Annotated in this window: 22 protein-coding genes; 12 read left to right on the top strand and 10 right to left on the bottom strand. The window is 71.5% G+C overall.

Annotation, left to right across the window (positions count from 1 at the left end; translation table 11 throughout):
- Positions 1–113 precede the first annotated feature (113 nt).
- Positions 114–524 (top strand): hypothetical protein, encoded by a 411-nt coding sequence (locus tag ACE3Q2_RS06130; protein ID WP_374473401.1) that lies wholly within the window; start codon positions 114–116, stop codon positions 522–524.
- A 10-nt stretch (positions 525–534) separates the two neighbouring features.
- On the opposite strand, the gene ACE3Q2_RS06125 is transcribed toward ACE3Q2_RS06130, so the two are convergent.
- Positions 535–1,668 carry a PQQ-dependent sugar dehydrogenase gene (locus ACE3Q2_RS06125; protein ID WP_374473400.1) on the bottom strand — a complete coding sequence of 378 codons (1,134 nt, stop codon included), beginning with the start codon at positions 1,666–1,668 and terminating at the stop codon, positions 535–537.
- Positions 1,669–1,700: 32 nt separating this feature from the next.
- A complete protein-coding gene (locus ACE3Q2_RS06120; RefSeq protein ID WP_374473399.1) occupies positions 1,701–2,291 on the bottom strand; it encodes an arylesterase in 591 nt (196 codons plus the stop codon).
- Between the two features lie 93 nt (positions 2,292–2,384).
- On the opposite strand from ACE3Q2_RS06120, the gene ACE3Q2_RS06115 reads away from it, so the two are divergent.
- On the top strand, positions 2,385–3,086 hold the full coding sequence (locus ACE3Q2_RS06115) for an ABC transporter ATP-binding protein (protein WP_231696112.1): 702 nt from the start codon (positions 2,385–2,387) through the stop codon (positions 3,084–3,086).
- On the top strand, positions 3,083–5,578 hold the full coding sequence (locus tag ACE3Q2_RS06110; protein WP_374473398.1) for an ABC transporter permease: 2,496 nt from the start codon (positions 3,083–3,085) through the stop codon (positions 5,576–5,578). Before ACE3Q2_RS06115 ends, ACE3Q2_RS06110 begins: the two co-directional genes overlap by 4 nt.
- 3 nt (positions 5,579–5,581) lie before the next feature.
- On the opposite strand, the gene ACE3Q2_RS06105 is transcribed toward ACE3Q2_RS06110, so the two are convergent.
- Both ACE3Q2_RS06105 and ACE3Q2_RS06100 read right to left on the bottom strand, forming a co-directional pair.
- Entirely contained in the window at positions 5,582–6,070 is a 489-nt protein-coding gene (locus tag ACE3Q2_RS06105) for a DUF456 domain-containing protein (protein WP_374473397.1), read from the bottom strand.
- A gap of 67 nt (positions 6,071–6,137) precedes the next feature.
- Positions 6,138–6,641: a fasciclin domain-containing protein gene (locus tag ACE3Q2_RS06100; RefSeq protein WP_374473396.1), complete on the bottom strand. Its 504-nt coding sequence runs from the start codon at positions 6,639–6,641 to the stop codon at positions 6,138–6,140.
- A 181-nt stretch (positions 6,642–6,822) separates the two neighbouring features.
- On the opposite strand from ACE3Q2_RS06100, the gene ACE3Q2_RS06095 reads away from it, so the two are divergent.
- Entirely contained in the window at positions 6,823–7,659 is an 837-nt protein-coding gene (locus ACE3Q2_RS06095; RefSeq protein ID WP_374473395.1) for a serine aminopeptidase domain-containing protein, read from the top strand.
- Here ACE3Q2_RS06095 and ACE3Q2_RS06090 read toward each other — a convergent pair.
- On the bottom strand, positions 7,649–8,047 hold the full coding sequence (locus ACE3Q2_RS06090) for a cytochrome c (RefSeq protein WP_231696117.1): 399 nt from the start codon (positions 8,045–8,047) through the stop codon (positions 7,649–7,651). The two genes, ACE3Q2_RS06095 and ACE3Q2_RS06090, sit on opposite strands and share 11 nt — an antisense overlap.
- A gap of 70 nt (positions 8,048–8,117) precedes the next feature.
- Positions 8,118–8,582, bottom strand: a complete 465-nt coding sequence (locus ACE3Q2_RS06085) for a glycine zipper 2TM domain-containing protein (protein WP_231696118.1) — start codon at positions 8,580–8,582, stop codon at positions 8,118–8,120.
- Positions 8,583–8,671: 89 nt separating this feature from the next.
- Here ACE3Q2_RS06085 and ACE3Q2_RS06080 point away from each other — a divergent pair, with 89 nt between their 5' ends.
- Positions 8,672–9,457: a ThiF family adenylyltransferase gene (locus tag ACE3Q2_RS06080; protein ID WP_374473394.1), complete on the top strand. Its 786-nt coding sequence runs from the start codon at positions 8,672–8,674 to the stop codon at positions 9,455–9,457.
- A gap of 17 nt (positions 9,458–9,474) precedes the next feature.
- Here the strand turns inward: ACE3Q2_RS06080 and ACE3Q2_RS06075 are convergent, their stop codons facing one another.
- Both ACE3Q2_RS06075 and ACE3Q2_RS06070 read right to left on the bottom strand, forming a co-directional pair.
- Positions 9,475–10,236 (bottom strand): TatD family hydrolase, encoded by a 762-nt coding sequence (locus ACE3Q2_RS06075; RefSeq protein ID WP_231696120.1) that lies wholly within the window; start codon positions 10,234–10,236, stop codon positions 9,475–9,477.
- Positions 10,233–10,475, bottom strand: a complete 243-nt coding sequence (locus ACE3Q2_RS06070; RefSeq protein WP_231696121.1) for a DUF6116 family protein — start codon at positions 10,473–10,475, stop codon at positions 10,233–10,235. Before ACE3Q2_RS06070 ends, ACE3Q2_RS06075 begins: the two co-directional genes overlap by 4 nt.
- A gap of 139 nt (positions 10,476–10,614) precedes the next feature.
- Between ACE3Q2_RS06070 and ACE3Q2_RS06065 the strand changes: the two genes are divergently transcribed.
- From ACE3Q2_RS06065 to ACE3Q2_RS06050, 4 genes are all read left to right on the top strand, one after another.
- Positions 10,615–11,298 (top strand): glycine zipper 2TM domain-containing protein, encoded by a 684-nt coding sequence (locus ACE3Q2_RS06065; RefSeq protein ID WP_374473393.1) that lies wholly within the window; start codon positions 10,615–10,617, stop codon positions 11,296–11,298.
- Positions 11,299–11,439: 141 nt separating this feature from the next.
- Positions 11,440–12,603 carry an acyl-CoA dehydrogenase family protein gene (locus ACE3Q2_RS06060; protein ID WP_231696122.1) on the top strand — a complete coding sequence of 388 codons (1,164 nt, stop codon included), beginning with the start codon at positions 11,440–11,442 and terminating at the stop codon, positions 12,601–12,603.
- 7 nt (positions 12,604–12,610) lie between these two features.
- Positions 12,611–14,872 carry a thiamine pyrophosphate-dependent enzyme gene (locus ACE3Q2_RS06055; protein WP_374473392.1) on the top strand — a complete coding sequence of 754 codons (2,262 nt, stop codon included), beginning with the start codon at positions 12,611–12,613 and terminating at the stop codon, positions 14,870–14,872.
- Between the two features lie 16 nt (positions 14,873–14,888).
- The gene (locus ACE3Q2_RS06050; protein ID WP_374473391.1) at positions 14,889–15,788 is read left to right on the top strand and encodes an adenylate/guanylate cyclase domain-containing protein; all 900 of its coding nucleotides are present in this window, start codon (positions 14,889–14,891) and stop codon (positions 15,786–15,788) included.
- Between the two features lie 15 nt (positions 15,789–15,803).
- Here the strand turns inward: ACE3Q2_RS06050 and ACE3Q2_RS06045 are convergent, their stop codons facing one another.
- On the bottom strand, positions 15,804–16,691 hold the full coding sequence (locus tag ACE3Q2_RS06045) for a phosphate/phosphite/phosphonate ABC transporter substrate-binding protein (protein ID WP_374473390.1): 888 nt from the start codon (positions 16,689–16,691) through the stop codon (positions 15,804–15,806).
- Positions 16,692–16,758: 67 nt separating this feature from the next.
- Positions 16,759–17,628, bottom strand: coding sequence for a folate-binding protein YgfZ (locus tag ACE3Q2_RS06040; protein ID WP_374473389.1), 870 nt, complete (start codon positions 17,626–17,628; stop codon positions 16,759–16,761).
- A 24-nt stretch (positions 17,629–17,652) separates the two neighbouring features.
- On the opposite strand from ACE3Q2_RS06040, the gene ACE3Q2_RS06035 reads away from it, so the two are divergent.
- Genes ACE3Q2_RS06035 through sdhD form a run of 3 tightly spaced genes read left to right on the top strand, consistent with a single transcriptional unit; the run spans position 17,653 to position 18,662 of the window.
- Positions 17,653–17,829 (top strand): DUF1674 domain-containing protein, encoded by a 177-nt coding sequence (locus ACE3Q2_RS06035; RefSeq protein ID WP_374473388.1) that lies wholly within the window; start codon positions 17,653–17,655, stop codon positions 17,827–17,829.
- Positions 17,830–17,886: 57 nt separating this feature from the next.
- A complete protein-coding gene (sdhC, locus tag ACE3Q2_RS06030) occupies positions 17,887–18,288 on the top strand; it encodes a succinate dehydrogenase, cytochrome b556 subunit (RefSeq protein ID WP_231696127.1) in 402 nt (133 codons plus the stop codon).
- Positions 18,285–18,662 (top strand): succinate dehydrogenase, hydrophobic membrane anchor protein, encoded by a 378-nt coding sequence (gene sdhD, locus ACE3Q2_RS06025; protein WP_374473387.1) that lies wholly within the window; start codon positions 18,285–18,287, stop codon positions 18,660–18,662. Before sdhC ends, sdhD begins: the two co-directional genes overlap by 4 nt.
- Positions 18,663–18,664: the final 2 nt, after the last annotated feature.

Here is an 18,664-nt window from a genome sequence, read left to right as displayed (position 1 = left end):
TGCACTTCATGACCTCATTGTAATCTATGAGGCTATGTTTGTGTGGTTTTTAGTATGTCTGCTGCCTGGGCACCACGCTGCGCCAGGCCGGTTCGCGCGAGGCCTTCCTGGCCGTGGACCGTGAGCTCGTGCTGCGGCTGGGCGAAGTGGCGCGCCGCCTGGGCGCACGCCACGCCATCCTGGTGTCCTCGGTGGGCGCCAGCGCGCAGTCGGGCAATTTCTACCTGCGGGTGAAGGGCGAGGCCGAGCGCGGCCTTGCCGAGCTGGGCTTTGAACGGCTGGACCTGCTGCGCCCCGGGCTGCTGCTGGGGGAACGCGCCGAGCGGCGCCGGGCCGAGGGCCTGGGCCAGCACCTGGCGCCACTGGCGAATCCGCTGTTGCTGGGCGGCCTGCGTCGCTACCGCGCCATCGCCGCCACCGACGTGGCGGATGCCGCGTTCGCACTGCTGCGGCGAGGCGACGAGCCCGGCCGCTTCGTGCACGAATTCGATTCGCTGCGCGCGCTGTCGCGCGGCGCCGCCTGAGGCGCGCCGCTTACTTCGCAACCAGCCCGACGCGCAGCAGCTTGCCCTTGGGCGCGTCGGTCAGCAGGTAAAGGTAGCCGTCCGGCCCCTGGCGCACGTCGCGGATGCGCTCGCCGAGGTCGGTGAGCAGGGCTTCCTCGTGCACCACCTTCTCGCCGTCGAGCTCCAGGCGCACCACGCGCTGGAAGGCGAGGGCGCCGACGAACAGGTTGCCCTTCCAGGCCGGGAAGCGGTCGGCGGTGTAGAAGGCCAGGCCGCTGGGCGCGATCGAGGGCGTCCAGTGGTGGATCGGCTGCTCCATGCCGGCCATCTCGGCCTTGCCCGAACCGATCGGCGCGCCGCTGTAGTTCACGCCCAGGGTGATCACCGGCCAGCCGTAGTTCTTGCCCGGCCCCGGCACGTTGAGCTCGTCGCCGCCGCGGGCGCCGTGTTCGGTCTGCCAGAGCTTGCCGGTCTGCGGATGCAGGGCCGCGCCCTGCACGTTGCGGTGGCCGTAGGACCAGATCGCCGGGATGGCATCGTCGCGGCCGGCGTAGGGATTGTCGGCGGGGATGGAGCCGTCGCGTTCGATGCGGAAGATCTTGCCCTGGCCCTTGTCGAGCAGCTGCGGGTTGTCCCAGTTGCCGCGGTCGCCGCTGGTCACGTACAGGCGGCCCTCGCGGTCGAACACCAGGCGCGAGCCGAAGTGCTGGCCGGCGTCGAGCTTGGGCAGCTGGCGGAAGATCACCGACACCTCCTGCAGCGCGCCGTCCACCAGCTTGCCGCGCGCCACGGCGGTGCCGGCGCCGCCGTCGCCCGGTTCGGCGAAGCTGAGGTAGATCCACGGCGCCTTGTCGAAGTCCGGGTCCACGGCGACGTCGAGCAGGCCGCCCTGGCCGCGTGCCCACACTTCCGGAACACCGGCCACCGGCTCGGAGAGCCGGCCGTCGGCGTCGACGATTCGCAGGCGGCCCGGACGCTCGGTCACCAGCTTGCGGCCGTCGGGCAGGAAGGCCAGGCCCCAGGGGTGCTCCAGGCCTTCGGCGACGGTGCTGACTTCGAGGGTGCCCTTTTCGCTGGGGAACTGGCTGGCGGCTTCGGCCGGGCCACGCGCGCCGCAACCGGCGATGGCGGCGGCGAGCAGGACGGCGAGGGGAGTCTTCATGGACGGGCTCCGGTGTCGTTCTGGGAGGGGATTCAGCGCAGCAGCGGCTCGAGCGCCGGCCACACGTGGTCGCGCAGGCGCGGCTGGGCCTCGGCGACGGGGTGCAGGTTGTCGGCCTGGAAGGCCTCGCGCTCGGTGGCGATGGGTTCGAGCAGGAAGGGCAGCAGGGCCGCGCCGTGCGCCTTCGCCAGTTCGGCGTAATTGCGTTCGAAGCCCTGGGTGTACTGCGGCCCGTAGTTCGGCGGCAGGCGCATGCCCACCAGCAGCACGCGGGCGCCGGCCTGCTTGGCGGCGGTGATCATGCGTTCGAGGTTGGCGCGGGTCTGGGCCAGGTCCAGGCCGCGCAGGCCGTCGTTGGCGCCGAGTTCGATCACCACCACGGCGGGCTGGTGCCGCGCCAGTTCGGCGGCGATGCGGCTGGCGCCGCCGGCGGTGGTTTCGCCGCTGATGCTGGCGTTGGCGACGCGCCAGCCGGGGTGGCTGGCCTGCAGCTTCTTGCCCAGCAGCGCCACCCAGCCCTGCTCGGGGGCCAGGTTGTAGGCGGCCGAGAGCGAGTCGCCCATCACCAGCACCGTGCGTTCGGCCGCGGCCGCCCACGCCGGCAACAGCAGCGACAGTGCCATCAGTAGGGCCATGACTCCCCGTTGAACCCCGGTGCGCCATGCTCCATATCGTGTATTCATTCCACCGACTCCTGAATTCGAATCGAGGACAGCATGGCCGACAGCCCCGGAACGCCCGCCAACCCGCGCGACGCCCTGCACGTGGAGCGCCTCGGCAAGCGGGTGCCGCTGCCCTCGGGCGACCTGACCATCCTCGATGGGGTCGGTTTTACCATCCCCCGGGGTGAAGCGGTCGCGATTGTCGGCGCCTCCGGTTCAGGCAAGAGCACGCTGCTGTCGCTGCTGGCCGGCCTGGACGTGCCCAGCGAAGGCGAGGTGCGGCTCGACGGCGAGCCGCTGTCGCGCCTGGACGAGGACGGCCGCGCCCGCGTGCGCGGCGAGAAGGTGGGCTTCGTGTTCCAGAGTTTCCAGCTGCTGCCCTCGCTCACCGCGCTGGAGAACGTGATGCTGCCGCTGGAGCTGCGCGGGGACGACGACGCGGAAGGCCCGGCCCGCGCCATCCTGGGCCAGGTGGGCCTCGCCGAGCGCCTGGGCCACTACCCGCGCCAGCTTTCCGGCGGCGAGCAGCAGCGCGTGGCGCTGGCCCGCGCCTTCGTCACCCGGCCCTCGGTGCTGTTCGCCGACGAACCCACCGGCAACCTCGACACCCGCACCGGCCAGGCCATCATCGAACTGCTGTTCAAGCTCAACCGCGAGGCCGGCACCACCCTGGTGCTGGTCACGCACGACGAGCAATTGGCCGCGCGTTGCCGCCGCGTGCTGCGCCTGGATTCCGGCCGGCTGGTGTCGGCATGAAGTGGGCCGGCCTGGCCTGGCGCCAGTTGCGCCGCGACCTGGCGTCGGGCGACGTGCGCATCCTGCTGGCCGCGCTGGTGCTGGCGGTGATGGCGGTGTGCTCGGTGGGCTTCGTCACCGACCGCGCGGAACGCGCGCTGGCGCTGGAAGCCAACCGCCTGCTGGGCGGCGACGTGGTGCTGCGCGCCGACGAACCCATCGGCGAAGCCTTGCTCGAAGCGGCGAAGGCCCCGGGCCTGGCGCAGGCGCAGACGCTGTCCTTCAATACCATGGTGCGCGCCGGCGAGTCGCTCAAGCTCGGCGACCTCAAGGCCATGGGCCCCGGCTTCCCGCTGCGCGGGCGCTTCCGCATCCAGGACCGCGCCGGCGGCCCCGAGGCCGACGCACCGGACGTGCCGGCGCCGGGCACGCTCTGGCTCAGCCGCGCCGGCGCCGACGCGCTCGACGCGAAGGTGGGCGACACCATCGGCATCGGCATGAGCGAGCTGCGCCTGGCCGCGCTGGTGGTGCAGGAGCCCGACGCCGCGCTCGACTACTTCAACACCGCGCCGCGCGTCTTCATCAACCTGGCCGACCTGCCGGCCACCGGCCTGGTGCAGGAAGGCAGCCGCATCACCTACCGCCTGGTGGTGGCGGGCGAGGCGGGCGCGGTGGAAGGCTTCACGGCGTTCGCGCGCGAGAACCTCGGCCGCGGCCAGCGCCTGGAAACCGCCGGCGAGGCGCGCCCGGAGATCCGCCGCGCGCTCGACCGCGCCGACCGTTTCCTGGGCCTGGCCGCCCTCATCTCGGTGGTGTTGGCGGCCGTGGCCGTGGCCATGGCCGCGCGCCGCCACAGCGCCCGCCACCTGCAGGGGTCGGCGGTGATGCGCTGCCTCGGCGCCAGCCAGTCCACGCTGGTGGGCATCCACGTGGGTGAACTGCTGCTGCTGGGCCTGCTGGGCAGCGGCATCGGCGTGGCCCTGGCCTTCGGCCTGCAGTGGCTGGTGGCCGACTGGCTGCAGGAGGCGCTGAAACTCTCGATTCCCGGCGCCAGCTGGCGCCCCGCGCTGGAAGGCCTGGGCGTGGGCCTGACGGTGTTGCTGGCCTTCGGCGTGCCGCCGGTGCTGGCGCTGCGCCGCGTGCCGGCGCTGCGCGTGCTGCGCCGCGACCTCGACCCCACCGAGCCCAGCGCCTGGGTGGTGGCCCTGGCGGGCCTGGCCGGCCTGGCCGCGCTGCTGTGGTGGAAGGCCGGTTCGGCCACGCTGGGCACGGCCATGCTGCTGGGCATCCTGGCCACGGTGGCGGTGCTGGCCGCGCTGGCCTGGGCGCTGATCGCTTTGCTGCGCCGGCTGCGTTCGCGCCTGCGCGGGCCCTGGCGCTACGGCCTGGCCAATGTCAGCCGCCGCGCGGGGGCGTCCATCGCCCAGGTGTCGTCGCTGGGCCTGGGCCTGATGGCCCTGCTGCTGCTCACCTTCGTGCGCACCGACCTGCTCGACCGCTGGCGCGACGCCATGCCGGCCGACGCGCCGAACCGCTTCATCATCAACGTGCAGCCCGACCAGGTGCCTTTGGTGCGCGAGTTCCTGCAGGGCCAGGGCATCGCCGAACCGGAGCTGTTCCCGATGATCCGCGCGCGCCTGAGCGAGGTGAACGGCCAGCCCGCCAGCGGCGCCAACTACGAGGAAGGCAGCCGCGCGCGCCGCATGGCCGAGCGCGAGTTCAATCTGTCGGTGGCCGAGGCGCTGCGCGCCGACAACTTGGTGACGGCGGGTGAGTTCTGGACCGGCACGCCGGCGAGCCCGGAGCTGTCGGTGGAAGAGGAGTTCGCCGAGTCGCTGGGCTGGAAGGTCGGCGACGAGGTGGCCTTCGACATCGCCGGCGCGCGCTACGCCGGCCGCATCACCAGCCTGCGCCGGGTGGACTGGGAGAGCTTCCGGCCGAACTTCTTCGTGCTCGGATCGCCCGGTTCGCTGGACGGCTACTCGGGCAGCTTCATCACCGCCGTGAAGGTGGCGCCGGAAAAGACGCGCTTCACCGCCGAGCTGGTGTCGGCCTTCCCGAACCTGTCGGTGATCGACGTGGACGCGGTGCTGGCGCAGGTGCGCGGCACGGTGGAGCAGGTGTCCACGGTGGTGGAGGCGGTGTTCGCCTTCTCGCTGGTGGCGGGCCTGCTGGTGCTGCTGGCGGCGGTGAGCGCCAGCCAGGACGAGCGCCTGCTCGAGGGCGGCGTGATGCGCGTGCTGGGCGGCCGTGGCGGCCAGTTGCGGCTGGCGCAGGCTTCGGAGTTCGCGGCCATCGGCCTGCTGTCGGGGCTGGTGGCGGCCATTGCCGCCTCGGTGCTGGCGGGCGTGGTGGCGCGCCAGGTTTTCGAGCTGCCGTGGAGCCCGGACTGGGCGCTGGCGGCCACCGGCGGCGCGGCGGGCATGCTGGCCGCGCTGCTGGCGGGAATGTGGGCGACGCGGCGGGTGGTCAACGCGCCGCCGTCGGTGACGCTGCGCGAACTGCAGTCCTGAGGCTCAGTCCACCAGCAACGCCAGCCCGAACAGGCCGAGCATCGCGAAGGCCAGGCCGAGTTTGAAGATCGCGCCGAGCAGCAGGCCCATCCAGGTGCCGAAGCCGATCTTCGAAGCGTGTTTCCATTCGCGGCCGTGCGCGATTTCCCCCAGCGCGGCGCCCAGGAAGGGCCCGGCCACCAGGCCAGGCAGGCCGAAGAAGATGCCGATGAAGCCGCCGATGCCCGCGCCGAACAGGCCCTTGTTCGAGGCGCCGACGCGGCGCGCGCCGGCGAGGCTGGCCAGCAGGTCCACCACGATCGACACCAGCACCAGCACGCCCAGCACCGCCAGGGTCCAGCCGCCGATGTGGCGGAAGCCGCCGGCCCAGGCGGCCAGCAGCATGCCCGCGTACATCACCGGCAGGCCCGGCAGCACGGGCAGCACCGTGCCGAGCAGGCCGACCACGATCAGCGCGCCGGCCACCACGTACCAGGTCGTGAGCAGGTCCATGGCCGGAGCATAACAAGCGAACGGCCCGCCGAAGCGGGCCGTCCGGGGAACGCGTGGAGCGCGGCGGTCAGTCCGGCAGGATCACGGTGTCGATCACGTGGATCACGCCGTTGCTGGCGGCGATGTCGGTGGCGGTGACGGTGGCGTTGTCCACCTTCACGGTGCCGCCCTCGACGGTGATGTCGGCGGCCTGGCCGTTGACGGTGGTGGCGGTGTCGAGCTTGACCACGTCGGCAGCCTTCACCTTGCCGGCGACCACGTGGTAGGTGAGGATCGCGACGAGCTTGTCCTTGTTCTCGGGCTTGAGCAGGTCCTCGAGGGTGCCGGCGGGCAGCTTGGCGAAAGCCTCGTCGGTGGGCGCGAACACGGTGAACGGGCCCTCGCCGCTGAGCGTCTCGACCAGGCCGGCGGCCTTGACCGCGGCGACCAGGGTTTCGAAGTCCGCGTTGCCGGCGGCGACGTCGACGAGGGTGCCGGCCGGCTTGGCCTCGTCGTGGTGGCCGGCGAGCGCCGGGGTGGCGACGGCGGCGGACAGCATCAGGGCGAGCAGGGACTGGCGAAGCAGGGTCATGGGGTTCTCCTGGGGTTGGGTGCCGGGGGAGGGCACCTGCGCAGCATTGCGCGCGGCGTGTCGTGGCAAGGTCGCGGCGGCGTCAATCGCGCGTCGCGGCCACGTGCAGGTGGCGTGATTCGCCCTGCCGCGGGCGTGGCGCGCCCGCTATGCTTCCGTTCCCAACGCTGATGGCGCCGCCATGCTTCCTGTCGAAACCCCGCTTGTCGCCGCCGATGGCCATCGATTCCCGCTGCGCGTGTTCGCGCCTGCCGGTGCGCGCGCCGGATTGCTGTGGCTGCCCGCGCTGGGCGTGCCGGCGCAGAAGTACGACCGCTTCGCCGCGGCGCTGGCCCAGGCCGGCGTGGCCGTGGCCGTGCATGAGTGGCGCGGCATCGGCGGCAGCGCGCTGCGTGCGCGCCGCGGCGTGGACTGGGGATATGCCGAGCTGCTGGGCCAGGACCTGCCGGCCAGCGTGGCCGCGCTGGACCCCGCGGTGCGCTGGTCTTTCGGCGGCCACAGCCTGGGGGGCCAGTTCGCCGCCATGGCCGCGGCGCTGTCGCCAGGGCGAAGCGCCGGACTCGCGCTGGTGGCCACCGGCGTGCCCGACGCGCGCACCTTCCCGGCCTGGGAGCGCCTGCTGATCTCGGCTTTCTCGCGTTTCCTGCCGCCGCTCACGCGCGCCGTGGGCTACTACCCGGGGCAGCGGATGGGTTTCGCCGGCCGCGAGGCCGGCCAGCTGATGCGGGACTGGGCCCGGACCGTGCGCACCGGCGTCTATGCCGGCTACGGCACCGGCCGGCCGCTGGAAGAAAGGCTCGGCGAGCTGAAGCTGCCGGTGCTGGCGCTGCGCTTCCAGCACGACTGGTTCGTGCCCGAGGCCTCGCTGCAGGGCCTGGTGGCCAAGCTCGGCGCGGGTCCGCGCCGCTGGGAGCTGTTCGACGACGCGCGGCTCGGGGCCCGCGCCGACCACTTCCGCTGGATGCGCGAACCCGGCGCCGTGGCGCCGGTGGTCGCGGAGTGGCTGCTCAGCCCTTGAAGTCGCGGTGGCAGGCCTGGCAGCCGCTGTTGACGCGGTTGATGGCCACGCCCGCGGCGGCGCAGTCGGCCGGCGGCGTCGCCAGCGCGGCGTCCAGCGAGGCGCGCAGCACGGTGGAGTGCTGGATGAAGCGCTCGTCGTCCTGGGTGGGCAGGAAGGCCGGTTCGAGGTCGTTGGCCAGGTGGCGCAGCGTCTGCAGGCGCGGCGTCAGGTCGGTGGCGGCGCAGCGGTTTTGCTTGAGCGACTGGTCCAGGCCTTTCATCTGCGCGGCCATCACGGCCATCACGCCGTTGGGGTAGGCGGTGCCCTGGCGCAGCGCGTTCATGCCGATGACGGTGAGCAGGAAGCCGGCCAGCAGGCCGACCAGGACCAGGATCAGGGAACGCATGCGGGAAGCTCCGGGCGAAAAAAAAAGACCGCCGGGACGATACCACGGCGGTCTTTCCCGGGCAGCGGGCTCAGCGCAGCGGGATGATGCGGGTGCCGTCCACGCGCACGTAGGCGCCTTCGCGGATGCCGTTGCCCAGGCCGTTGCGGTTGATCACCACCAGGCGGCCGTCGTCCATGCGCACGTGCACGTCGTAGGTCTGTTCGTTGACCTTGTTCTCGATGGCGTTGCCGGCCACCGCGCCGGCGACCGCGCCCGCCACCGTGGCGGTGTTCTTGTTGCCCTGGCTGCCGTGCTTGGGGATCTCGCGGGCGGCCACGGCGCCGACGATGCCACCCAGGATGGCGCCGGTGCGGCTGTTGTCGCGGGCGCCGTAAACCACTTCGATGCGTTCGACGCGGCCGCAGTCGTGGCAGCGCTGCGGCTCGGAATAGCCATAGCCCCGGTCGTAGCCATAGCCCGACGAGCGCGGCTGGCTGGCACAGGCGGACAGGGTGAGGGCGAGGGCGGCGGCGATCAGCAGGGGGGTCTTCATGGCGCTCTCCTTGGGACGGGAACCTCGCGACCGAACCTAGGCGCCCCTGCCTGAACTCCGGCCGACCGGGCGGCGGGTAGAATGGCGGCATGGCTTCCTCCCGATTCGCCGGCATCGACCGGCTTTACGGCCGCGGCGCGGCGCAGCGGCTGGCGCAGGCGCAGGTGTGCGTCGTCGGCCTCGGCGGCGTGGGCTCGTGGGCGGTGGAATCGCTGGCGCGCAGCGGCGTGGGCCGGCTGGTGCTGGTGGACGCCGACGACGTCTGCGTCAGCAACACCAACCGCCAGCTGCACGCGATCGAGGGCCAGTACGGCCGCAACAAGGGCGAGGTGCTGGCCGAGCGCTGCCGCGCGATCAACCCCGGCATCGAGGTCGAGGTGGTGCCGCAGTTCCTGGTGTCGGCCAACCTCGAAGCGCTGCTCGACCGCGGCCACGACGTGGTGCTCGACGCCTGCGACAGCCTCAGGAGCAAGCTCGAGATGGTCGCCTGGTGCCGGCGCCGCAAGCTGCCGCTGGTGGTCTGCGGTTCGGCCGGCGGCCGCACCGACCCCACGCTGGTGCGCGTGCGCGACCTCTCGCGCACCGAACACGACGCCATGCTGGCCCTGGTGCGCAAGCGCCTGCGCGCCGACTTCAATTTCCCGCGCAACCCCGACCGCTACTTCGGCGTGCCGGCGGTGTATTCGATGGAAAACGTGAAGTACCCGCAGGCCGACGGCAGCGTCTGTGGCGTGCGGCCGCAGGTGGGCGCCGACGCCGCGCTCAAGCTCGACTGCGGCGCCGGCCTGGGCGCCGTCACGCACGTGACCGGCACCTTCGGCTTCGCCATGGCCGGCAAGGCGCTGGAGCTGATCCTCAAGGCCAAGGCCCGCTGAGGCGGGCGGGGCGTTCGCTAGCCGAACAGGCGTTCGGCGTTCGCGCGGGTCGCGGCGGCGACGTCTTCCGGGGCCTGCCCGCGCAGCTGCGCCACCACCGCCAGCACGTTCGGCAGGCGGCCGGGTTCGTTGCGTTCGCCGCGGTGGGCGGCGTCGGGCTGGTCGGGAGCGTCGGTTTCCAACAGCAGCCATTCGATCGGCATCGTCGCCACGGTGCGGCGCAGGCGCTGCGCGCGCTCGAACGTGACGGGACCGCCGATGCCCAGGTGGAAGCCCAGGCCGAACAGCTGCCGCGCCTGTTCCTCGCTGCCCGACCAGCTGTGCACCACGCCGCGCAGGCCGCCGACCCGGCGCAGCGAGGCGATCACCTCGTCCACGGCGCGGCGCGCGTGCAGCACCACCGGCAGGTCGAACTCCCGCGCCAGTCCAAGCTGGCGCTGGAAGTAGTTGCGCTGCGCGTCGGGGTCGAGGCCTTCGACGAAGAAGTCCAGGCCGCACTCGCCCACCGCGGCGGGGCGTTCGCGCCCCAGCCAGTCGGCAAGCGCGTCGAGATCGCCTGGCTGGTGGCGGTCCAGGAACATGGGATGCAGGCCGTAGGCCGGGCGCAGGCCCGGGTCGGCCGCGCACAGCGCCCTGATCTTCGACCAGCTTTCGCGATCCACCGCCGGCAGCAGCTGCCGGGTGACGCCGGCGGCGCGGGCGCGGGCCAGCACCTGCTCGCGGTCGGGGTCGAATTCGACCGCGTCGAGGTGGCAGTGGCTGTCGTACAGCAGGCTCATTCGCGCCGGGCTTCACCGTCGATGACCTGGCCCTTGGGCGGCGCCGGCGGTTCGTCGCGGCGCTTCCAGCTGGCCAGCACCAGGGCCGCCAGTGCGGTGACGATCTCGTCGATGAAGGGCAGGGGGTCGAAGGGCCAGAGCCAGCTCACCAGCATCAGCGCGATCGTGAGCTTGAACAGCGTGGGGAAGCGCAGCCGGGAGGCGAAGCCGACCAGCGGGCCGGTGAGCGGGTGGGGCATGGCGGGCTCCTGCAGGGGGCGTGCCGGCGAAGTTAACATGCGGTGACGGCGCCGGCCGTGCTTTCGGGCGCCGTTCAGGCGGCCTGCGCGAGGCTCCCATCGCGACGGCGGGGAACCGCCGCCAAACGAGGACAAGACCATGAACAAGACCGTATTGGCCGTGCTGGCCGGCATGCTGGTGGGGGGTGGTGCCATCGCCGCCTACCAGACGTTCGCGACCCCGTATGCCGAGGTGGTGTCGTCCACCCCGATCACCGAGAAGGAGCCGATCTACGGCGAGGTGGTGTCTTCCACCGCCATCACCGAGATGCGCACCGGCTCGCGCCAGGTCTGCGAGGACCGCGTGGTTGAAAAGCGCCAGCCGGAACGCTTCGGCGACAAGGACGGCATGGTCGTGGGCGCCGTGGTCGGCGGCCTGCTGGGCAACCAGGTGGGCGGCGGCGACGGCCGCAAGCTGGCCACCGTCGCCGGTGCCGTGGGCGGTGCGTACGCCGGCCGCGAGATCGACCGCCGCCACACCGGCGGCAAGAAGTACACCGAGGTCGAGCAGGTCTGCCAGACCGTGACCGAGCCGCGTGAGGAGATCGTCGGCTACGACGTGACCTACCGCAGCGAGGGCGAGCTGGGCAGCGTCCGGGTCGATTCCAAGCCCGGCGACCAGGTGCTGCTGGGCGAACGCGACAAGATCGTCGGCTACGACGTGACCTGGCGCTACGAGGGCCAGACCGGCAGCCTGGTGATGGCCGAAGACCCGGGCGACCGCCTGCCGGTGGAGAACGGCGTGATCGCCGCCACCGGCGCCACGACCCCGCCCAGGGGCTGACGCGCTCCTCCCCCCGCGTCGCCCCCGGAGGGCCGGCCGAGAGGCCGGCCCTTCTTCATGGGGCTGACCGCCGACGGGCTGCCGGCCGGCCCGGGAAACGGCTAAAATCCCGGTTTTCCCGTCCAGCGAAAACCCCAAGCCATGGCCCTGAACCCGACCGACCTGTTCGACATCCGTTCGCTGCTCTCGGAAGAGGAGCGCATGATCCAGGACAGCGTCGCCCGCTTCACCGACGAAAAGGTGCTGCCGATCATCGGCGACTGCTTCGACCAGGGCCGCTTCCCGAAGGAATTGGTGCCCGAGATCGCGGCCATGGGCCTGCTGGGTTCCTCGCTGCCGGAGAAGTACGGCTGCGCCAACCTCAACGCCGTCAGCTACGGCTTGATCTGCCAGGAGCTCGAGCGCGGTGATTCCGGCATCCGCAGCTTCGTCTCGGTGCAGAGCTCGCTGTGCATGTACCCCATTTACGCGTACGGCTCGGAAGAGCAGCGCATGAAGTACCTGCCCGGCATGGCCCGCGGCGAGATCATCGGCTGCTTCGGCCTGACCGAGCCGCACGGCGGCTCCGACCCGGCCAACATGAAGACCACCGCGAAGCGCGACGGCGGCGACTGGGTCATCAACGGCGCCAAGATGTGGATCACCAACGGTTCGCTGGCCGACATCGCCATCGTCTGGGCGATGACCGACGAGGGCATCCAGGGCTTCATCGTCGAGAAGGGCACCAAGGGCTTCGACACCCAGGTCGTGCACAAGAAGATGAGCCTGCGCGCCTCGGTCACCTCGGCGCTGTTCTTCGACGGCGTGCGCGTGCCCGACAGCCAGCGCCTGCCGAACGTGAAGGGCCTCAAGGGCCCGCTCGGCTGCCTCAGCCAGGCCCGCTACGGCATCACCTGGGGTCCGATCGGCGCCGCCATCGCCAGCTACACCTCGGCGCTGGAGTATTCCAAGACCCGCATCCTGTTCAACCGCCCGATCGCGGCCACCCAGTCGGTGCAGCTGAAGCTGGCCGACATGGCCCGCCGCATCACCCTGGCGCAGCTGCTGTCGCTGCAGCTCGGCCGCCTCAAGGACGCCGGCACGCTGCAGCACTCGCAGGTGTCGCTGGCGAAGTGGAACAACTGCCGCATGGCGCTCGACATCTCGCGCGAGGCGCGCGACATCCTGGGCGGCGCCGGCATCACCACCGAACACCCGCCGATCCGCCACGCGCTCAACCTCGAGTCGGTCATCACCTACGAGGGCACCGAGACCGTGCACCAGCTGGTGATCGGCCGCGAAGTCACCGGCATCAACGCGTTCTGAGCGCCCCATGACCGCGCCCCTGATCCCCGCCCGCCACAAGGACGTCAACCGCGCCAAGGTCTGCGACGACAACTTCGTCGAGTTCGTGAAGGGCTGGTCGGGGGCGCCGCAGCACCGGCCGGCGCCGCACGAGCCGGTGCTCGACGGCAGCGCCTGCACGGCCGAAGACTTCCTGGCACTGTTCGAATCGCAGCTGGTCTCGCGCCACCTCGACCTGATGGCGCGCGTGCTGCGCGTGCAGCAGAAGGTGTTCTACACCATCGGTTCCTCGGGCCACGAGGGCAATGCCATGGTGGCGCGCCTGACGCGACACACCGACCCGGCTTTCCTGCACTACCGCTCGGGCGGCTTCATGGCCGAGCGCTTCCGCAAGCTGCCGGGCATGGACCCGGTGATGGATTCCGCGCTCAGCTTCGCCGCCAGCAAGGACGACCCGGCCTCGGGCGGCCGCCACAAGGTGTGGGGCAGCAAGCCGCTGTGGGTGCTGCCGCAGACGTCGACCATCGCCTCGCACCTGCCCAAGGCGCTGGGCACGGCCATCGCCATCGAGCAGGCGCGCCGCATCGGCCATGAGCTGCCGATCCCGCAGGACTCGATCGCCATCTGCAGCTTCGGCGACGCCTCGAGCAACCACGCCACCGCCCAGACCGCCTTCAACACCGCGCAGTGGACGGCCTACCAGAAGCTGCCGGCGCCGGTGCTGTTCGTGTGCGAGGACAACGGCATCGGCATCTCGGTGAAGACGCCGGGCGGCTGGATCAGCAACGCCTTCCGCCACCGCGACGGCCTGGACTACTTCTTCGCCGACGGCCTCGACCTGGCCGAGGGCTACGGCCAGGTGCAGGCCGCGGTGGAGCACTGCCGCCGCACGCGCCGCCCGACCTTCCTGCACCTCAAGACCACTCGCATCATGGGCCACGCGGGCACCGACTTCGAGATCGAGTGGCGCAGCTTCGAGGAACTGATGGCGGTGGAGGCCACCGACCCGCTGCTGCGTTCGGCCGAGATCGCGCTGGTCTCGGGCCTGATGTCGAAGGACGAGCTGCTGGCGAAGTACGAGGCCATGCGCGCCCGCTGCTTCGCCGCCGCGGAGGAAGCCGACCGCCGTCCGAAGCTCACCGAGCTGGCCGACGTGATGGCGCCGCTGGCGCCGTACACGCCGGACAAGGTGGCCGCCGAGGCCGCCCGCAGCGACTACGCCGACAAGCGCCTGGCGGTGTTCGGCGGCGAAGCGAAGCTGCCCGAGAACCAGCCGCCGAAGCACCTGGCCATCCAGATCAACCAGGCCCTGCACGACCTTTTCTGCAAGTACCCGGAAACGCTGCTGTTCGGCGAGGACGTGGCGCAGAAGGGCGGCGTGTACACCGTCACCAAGGGCCTGCACAAGGCGTTCAAGAACGCCCGCGTGTTCAACACCCTGCTCGACGAGACCATGATCCTGGGCCTGGCCCAGGGCTACGCCAACATGGGCATGCTGCCGATGCCCGAGATCCAGTACCTGGCGTATTTCCACAACGCCTGCGACCAGATCCGCGGCGAGGCCTGCAGCCTGCAGTTCTTCTCCAACGGCCAGTACCGCAACCCGATGGTGATGCGCGTGGCCTCGCTGGGCTACCAGCGCGGCTTCGGCGGCCATTTCCACAACGACAACTCGATCACCGCGCTGCGCGACATCCCCGGCCTGGTGGTCGGCTGCCCGAGCCGCGGCGATGACGCCGCCACCATGCTGCGCACGATGATGGCCCTGGCGAAGGTGGACGGCCGCGTCTGCGCCTACCTCGAGCCGATCGCGCTGTACATGACCAAGGACCTGTACGAGGCGGGCGACGGCCAGTGGCTCACCAGCTACCCGGCGCCGGACCAGGCCATGGTGCTGGGCGAGGAGCGCGTCTATGCGCCCGAGGCCCGCGACCTGGTGATCTTCACCTTCGGCAACGGCGTGCCCATGAGCCTGCGCGCGGCGCGGCGCATCGAGGCGGCCAAGGGCTGGAAGGTGCGCGTGGTCGACCTGCGCTGGCTGCAGCCGCTCAACGGCGAGGCCATCGCCCGCCATGCCGGCGAATGCGCCCGCATCCTGGTGGTGGACGAGGGCCGCCGCTCGGCCGGCGTGGGCGAGGGCGTGATCACCGCGGTGGTCGAGGCCGGCCACGGCGCCAAGCCCCTGCGCCGGGTGGTGGGCGAGGACACCTACACCCCGCTGGCCGGCGCCGCCTTCCTGGTCATTCCCAGCGACGACGACATCGTGGCCATGGCCGAGCGCCTGGCCTGATATCGTTCTGCTGGACATGAGCCAGTCCCGGCCCCAGACGATCCTCTTCGCCGACGTCAGCGGCAGCACCCGGCTGTTCGAAACCAAGGGTGACGTCGAGGCGCGGCGCCTGATCGCGCTGGTGCTGGGGGCGCTCACCCAGGTCTGCCAGCAGCACGGCGGCCGGGTCATCAAGACCATCGGCGACGAGATCATGTGCACCTTCCCGGCCGCCCTCAACGGCGTGCTGGCGGCCTGCGACATGCAGCGGCGCCTGGCCCGCGACATCGACTTCGTGCGCGACAGCCTGGCCGTGCGCATCGGCCTGCACCACGGCGACGCGCTCGAGGAAGCCGACGGCGACGTCTACGGCGACGCGGTGAACACCGCCGCCCGCATGGCCTCGCTGGCCAAGCGCGAGCAGGTGGTGACCACGGCCGCCACCTACGACAGTCTCTCGGGCCGGGCGCCGGAAGCGCGCAGCCTGGGCAAGGCGCGGGTCAGCGGCAAGCTGCTGCCCATCGCCATCGTCGACCTGGTCTGGCAGGAGGACACCTCCGGCATGACCATGGTGCAGAGCTCGGTGCGCGCCGCCGCCGAGGAAGGCGAGGGCGCGGCGGTGCTGCGCCTGCGCCACCGCGGCCGGGTGATCGAACTGGGCCCGCACTCGGAACCCTTCTCGATGGGCCGCGAACCGGGCAACGGGCTGCAGGTGGAGGCCGACTGGGTCAGCCGCACGCACGCCACCATCGAATACAAGCGCGGGCACTTCACGCTCTCGGACCGCTCCACCAACGGCACCTACGTGCGCATCGGCGAGGACGACGAGCTCAAGCTGCACCGCGACGAACTGCACCTGCGCAAGTCGGGCACCATCAGCCTGGGGCAGGGCATCGCCGTGAACACCGGCGATGCCATCCAGTTCGACCTGGGCTGAAGCGCCCCGCCGGGCTCAGTCCTCGGCCTGGACCTCGATGCCGCCGAGCGCGTCCTCGTCGATCTCCACTTCCTCCACCGGCGCCGGCGCCGGGGCCGAGGGCTTGGCGCGGTAGCCGAACACGCCGGCGAGCAGCTTCTCGCTGCCGGCATAGGCGTCGTTGGAGGTTTCGACGAACTGGCTGGCGCCGAGCTCGGCCAGCACTTCGTAGAGCGCGGCGTCCTCGTGCAGCTTCAGCATGGCCGCGGACACCGCCTCGCGCACGTCGTTGGGCACGGTGCCGGCGGCGCTGAGCGTACGGCCGGTGAACTCGCGCGATTCCGACACCACCACCAGGTTCGGGTAGAGCTGGGCGATGTAGTTGGGCACCATCGCCGCCTCGGTTTCCTGCGAGAAGATCATCTCCACGCCGTCGCGCCAGTTCGAGGCCACCGACTTGATTTCGGGCTGGGCGATCGGGTTGCGGTAGATCTCGCCCAGCAGCAGGTAGCCCATGCTCGGCGCCGGCATGCTGACCACGCGGTAGCCGATCAGGCCCGAAGTACCGCCCTCGGCGATGGCCGCGTCGGCCAGCAGCGAGTAGCGGGTGGGCTCGGCCACGCGCACCAGCGGCGTGAAGCCCAGGCGGTCGATGCGGTAGCTGGTGAAGTGCGCTTCCTCGAAGGCGAAGTCCACCTTCATGCCCGCGCGCAGGTCGCGCCAGTACACGTGGTAGTTCGCCGCCGTCTTGAGCTTGAAGGTGTGGCCGGTGCTGGCCGAGAGGTAGTCGAGCAGCGGCTTGTAGACCAGCTGCGCCTGCGCGGGCGGGTAGTTCGGTTCCACCGCGAGGGTGTAGTCGGCGGCCAGCGACGGCGCTGAGACGAAAGCAAGTACGAAGGCCGCTAGGCCACGGATACGCTTCATGTTGGACTCCTCCCTTGCGGCCCGATATAGCAGATAGGGCCGGGGGACGCCAATCGTGACGCAGGCCTCAGGCGGGGCGGTGCAGGCCTTCACGCAGCGGCAGGCGCCCGCAGGGGCGGCCGCCGGCGGCCAGGTCGGCCGGGGCGTCCGCGCCCAGCACGGCCAGCCCCTCGCGGCCGTCGGCCGTGGCGGACACCACGGTGCCGACGGCCTGCCCGGCGGCGTCCACCGCCAGCCCGGGCTGCAGGCCTTCGCCGGCCAGGCGCACCAGGCCGCGCTTGGCCTGGCCCAGGTAATGGGTGCGGGCGACTATCTCCTGGCCCGGGTAGCAGCCCTTCTTCAGGCTGAAGGCGGCGAGGCGCTCGAGCGAGAGCATCTGCGGGGTCCAGGCCTCGCGCTGGCCTTCGGGCAGGCGCGGCAGGCCATGTTCGAGGTCGGCGGCGAGCCAGGCCGCCTGCGCGGCCAGGTCGGGCGCCGCCAGCGCCGGGTGCCCGGCCGGAAGCAGCCACAGGCCGCGTGGGCCGCCTTCGCCACCCATGTCCAGCGCCAGGCCTTCGTCGTCGCCGTCCAGCACCGCGTCCGGCGCGGGCACGCCGGGCGACGGGCCCGCCGCGGCGACCCAGGGCAGCGGCTGCAGCGCCACCTTGCTGCGGAACACGAAGCGTTTCAGCCTCGTCGCCAGTTCGTCCGCGGGGAAATCGGGCAGCACCATCAGGAAACGCGACGGCGCCAGGTGGACGAGCGCGAACAGCGCCACCACGCGGCCCTTGGGCGTCAGCAGGCCGTTCCAGTGCCAGTGGCCCGGCGCCAGCGCGGCCACGTCGTTCATCGACTGCGCCTGCAGGAAGGCCGCGGCATCGGGGCCCGAAACCTCCACCACGCCGTGGCCGGGCAGGGCATGGCAGGCGTTCGCGGCAAGGTTTGGCTTGAACGACATGGGTGCGGGACTTAACATTAGGGAATGGCGAACGAGCCGCGAATCATAGGCGAAACAGCCGCATCCCCCGAGCCCCTGCCTGGCCAGCCCCCGACGGGTTCGCCGGGCGAGGCGCCGCCGGCGGAGCTCGGGGGCCGCGACGGCCCCGAGCCCACCCGCTACGGCGACTGGGAGAAGAACGGCCGCTGCATCGACTTCTGACATTCCGCCGACATCCACCCCGGCATCCTCCACATTCCACCGAGACGAGCGCAGCCCATGGCGACGCCAAAACGACCGCTGTCCCCCTTCATGCTCGGAAGCTACTACCGCTTCCAGCTCACCAGCCTCAGCTCGCTGATGCACCGCGCCACGGGCGTGGCGCTGGCCGTCGGCTCGCTGCTGCTCGCCGCCTGGCTGGGTGCTGCCGCCGCGGGCCCCGAGGCCTTCGCGACCATGAGCGCGCTGCTGGGTTCGCTGCCGGGCAAGGTGGCGCTGTTCGTCTTTTCGGCCTGCCTGGTCTACCACCTGCTCAACGGCATCCGGCACCTCGCCTGGGACGCCGGCCACGGCTATGAAATCCCCAAGGCCTACGCCAGCGGCTACGCCGTGATGGCGCTGTCGGTGGTGCTCACCGCGGTGCTCTGGTACTTCGGCCTCAGCGCGGGAGGTGCGGCATGAGCCTGCGCAACCCGCTCGGCCGGGCCAAGGGCCTGGGTTCGGCCAAGGACGGCACCACCCACTGGTGGCACCAGCGCCTGAGCGCCATCGCGCTGCTGCTGCTCACGCCCTGGTTCGTCATCCTGATGGTGGGCATGCTCGGGGACGACCTGGCCATCGTGCGCGCCACGCTGGCGCAGCCGGTCACCGCCATCCTGATGGTCGCCTACCTGCTGTCGTTGTTCTGGCACGCCCGCCTGGGCCTGCAGGTGGTGATCGAGGACTACCTGCACGGCGGCGCCGAACTGCTGGCGCAGGTCATCGTGAAGTTCGTCTTCGCCCTGGCCACCATCACCTCCCTGCTGGCCATCGGCCGCATCGTCTTCACTGCCTGAGG

This window comes from Arenimonas sp. (genome assembly GCF_041913985.1).
Taxonomy (GTDB): domain Bacteria; phylum Pseudomonadota; class Gammaproteobacteria; order Xanthomonadales; family Xanthomonadaceae; genus Arenimonas.
The sequence above is the reverse complement of the archived record's forward strand: the minus strand, read 5'-3'. Positions and strand labels throughout refer to the sequence as shown.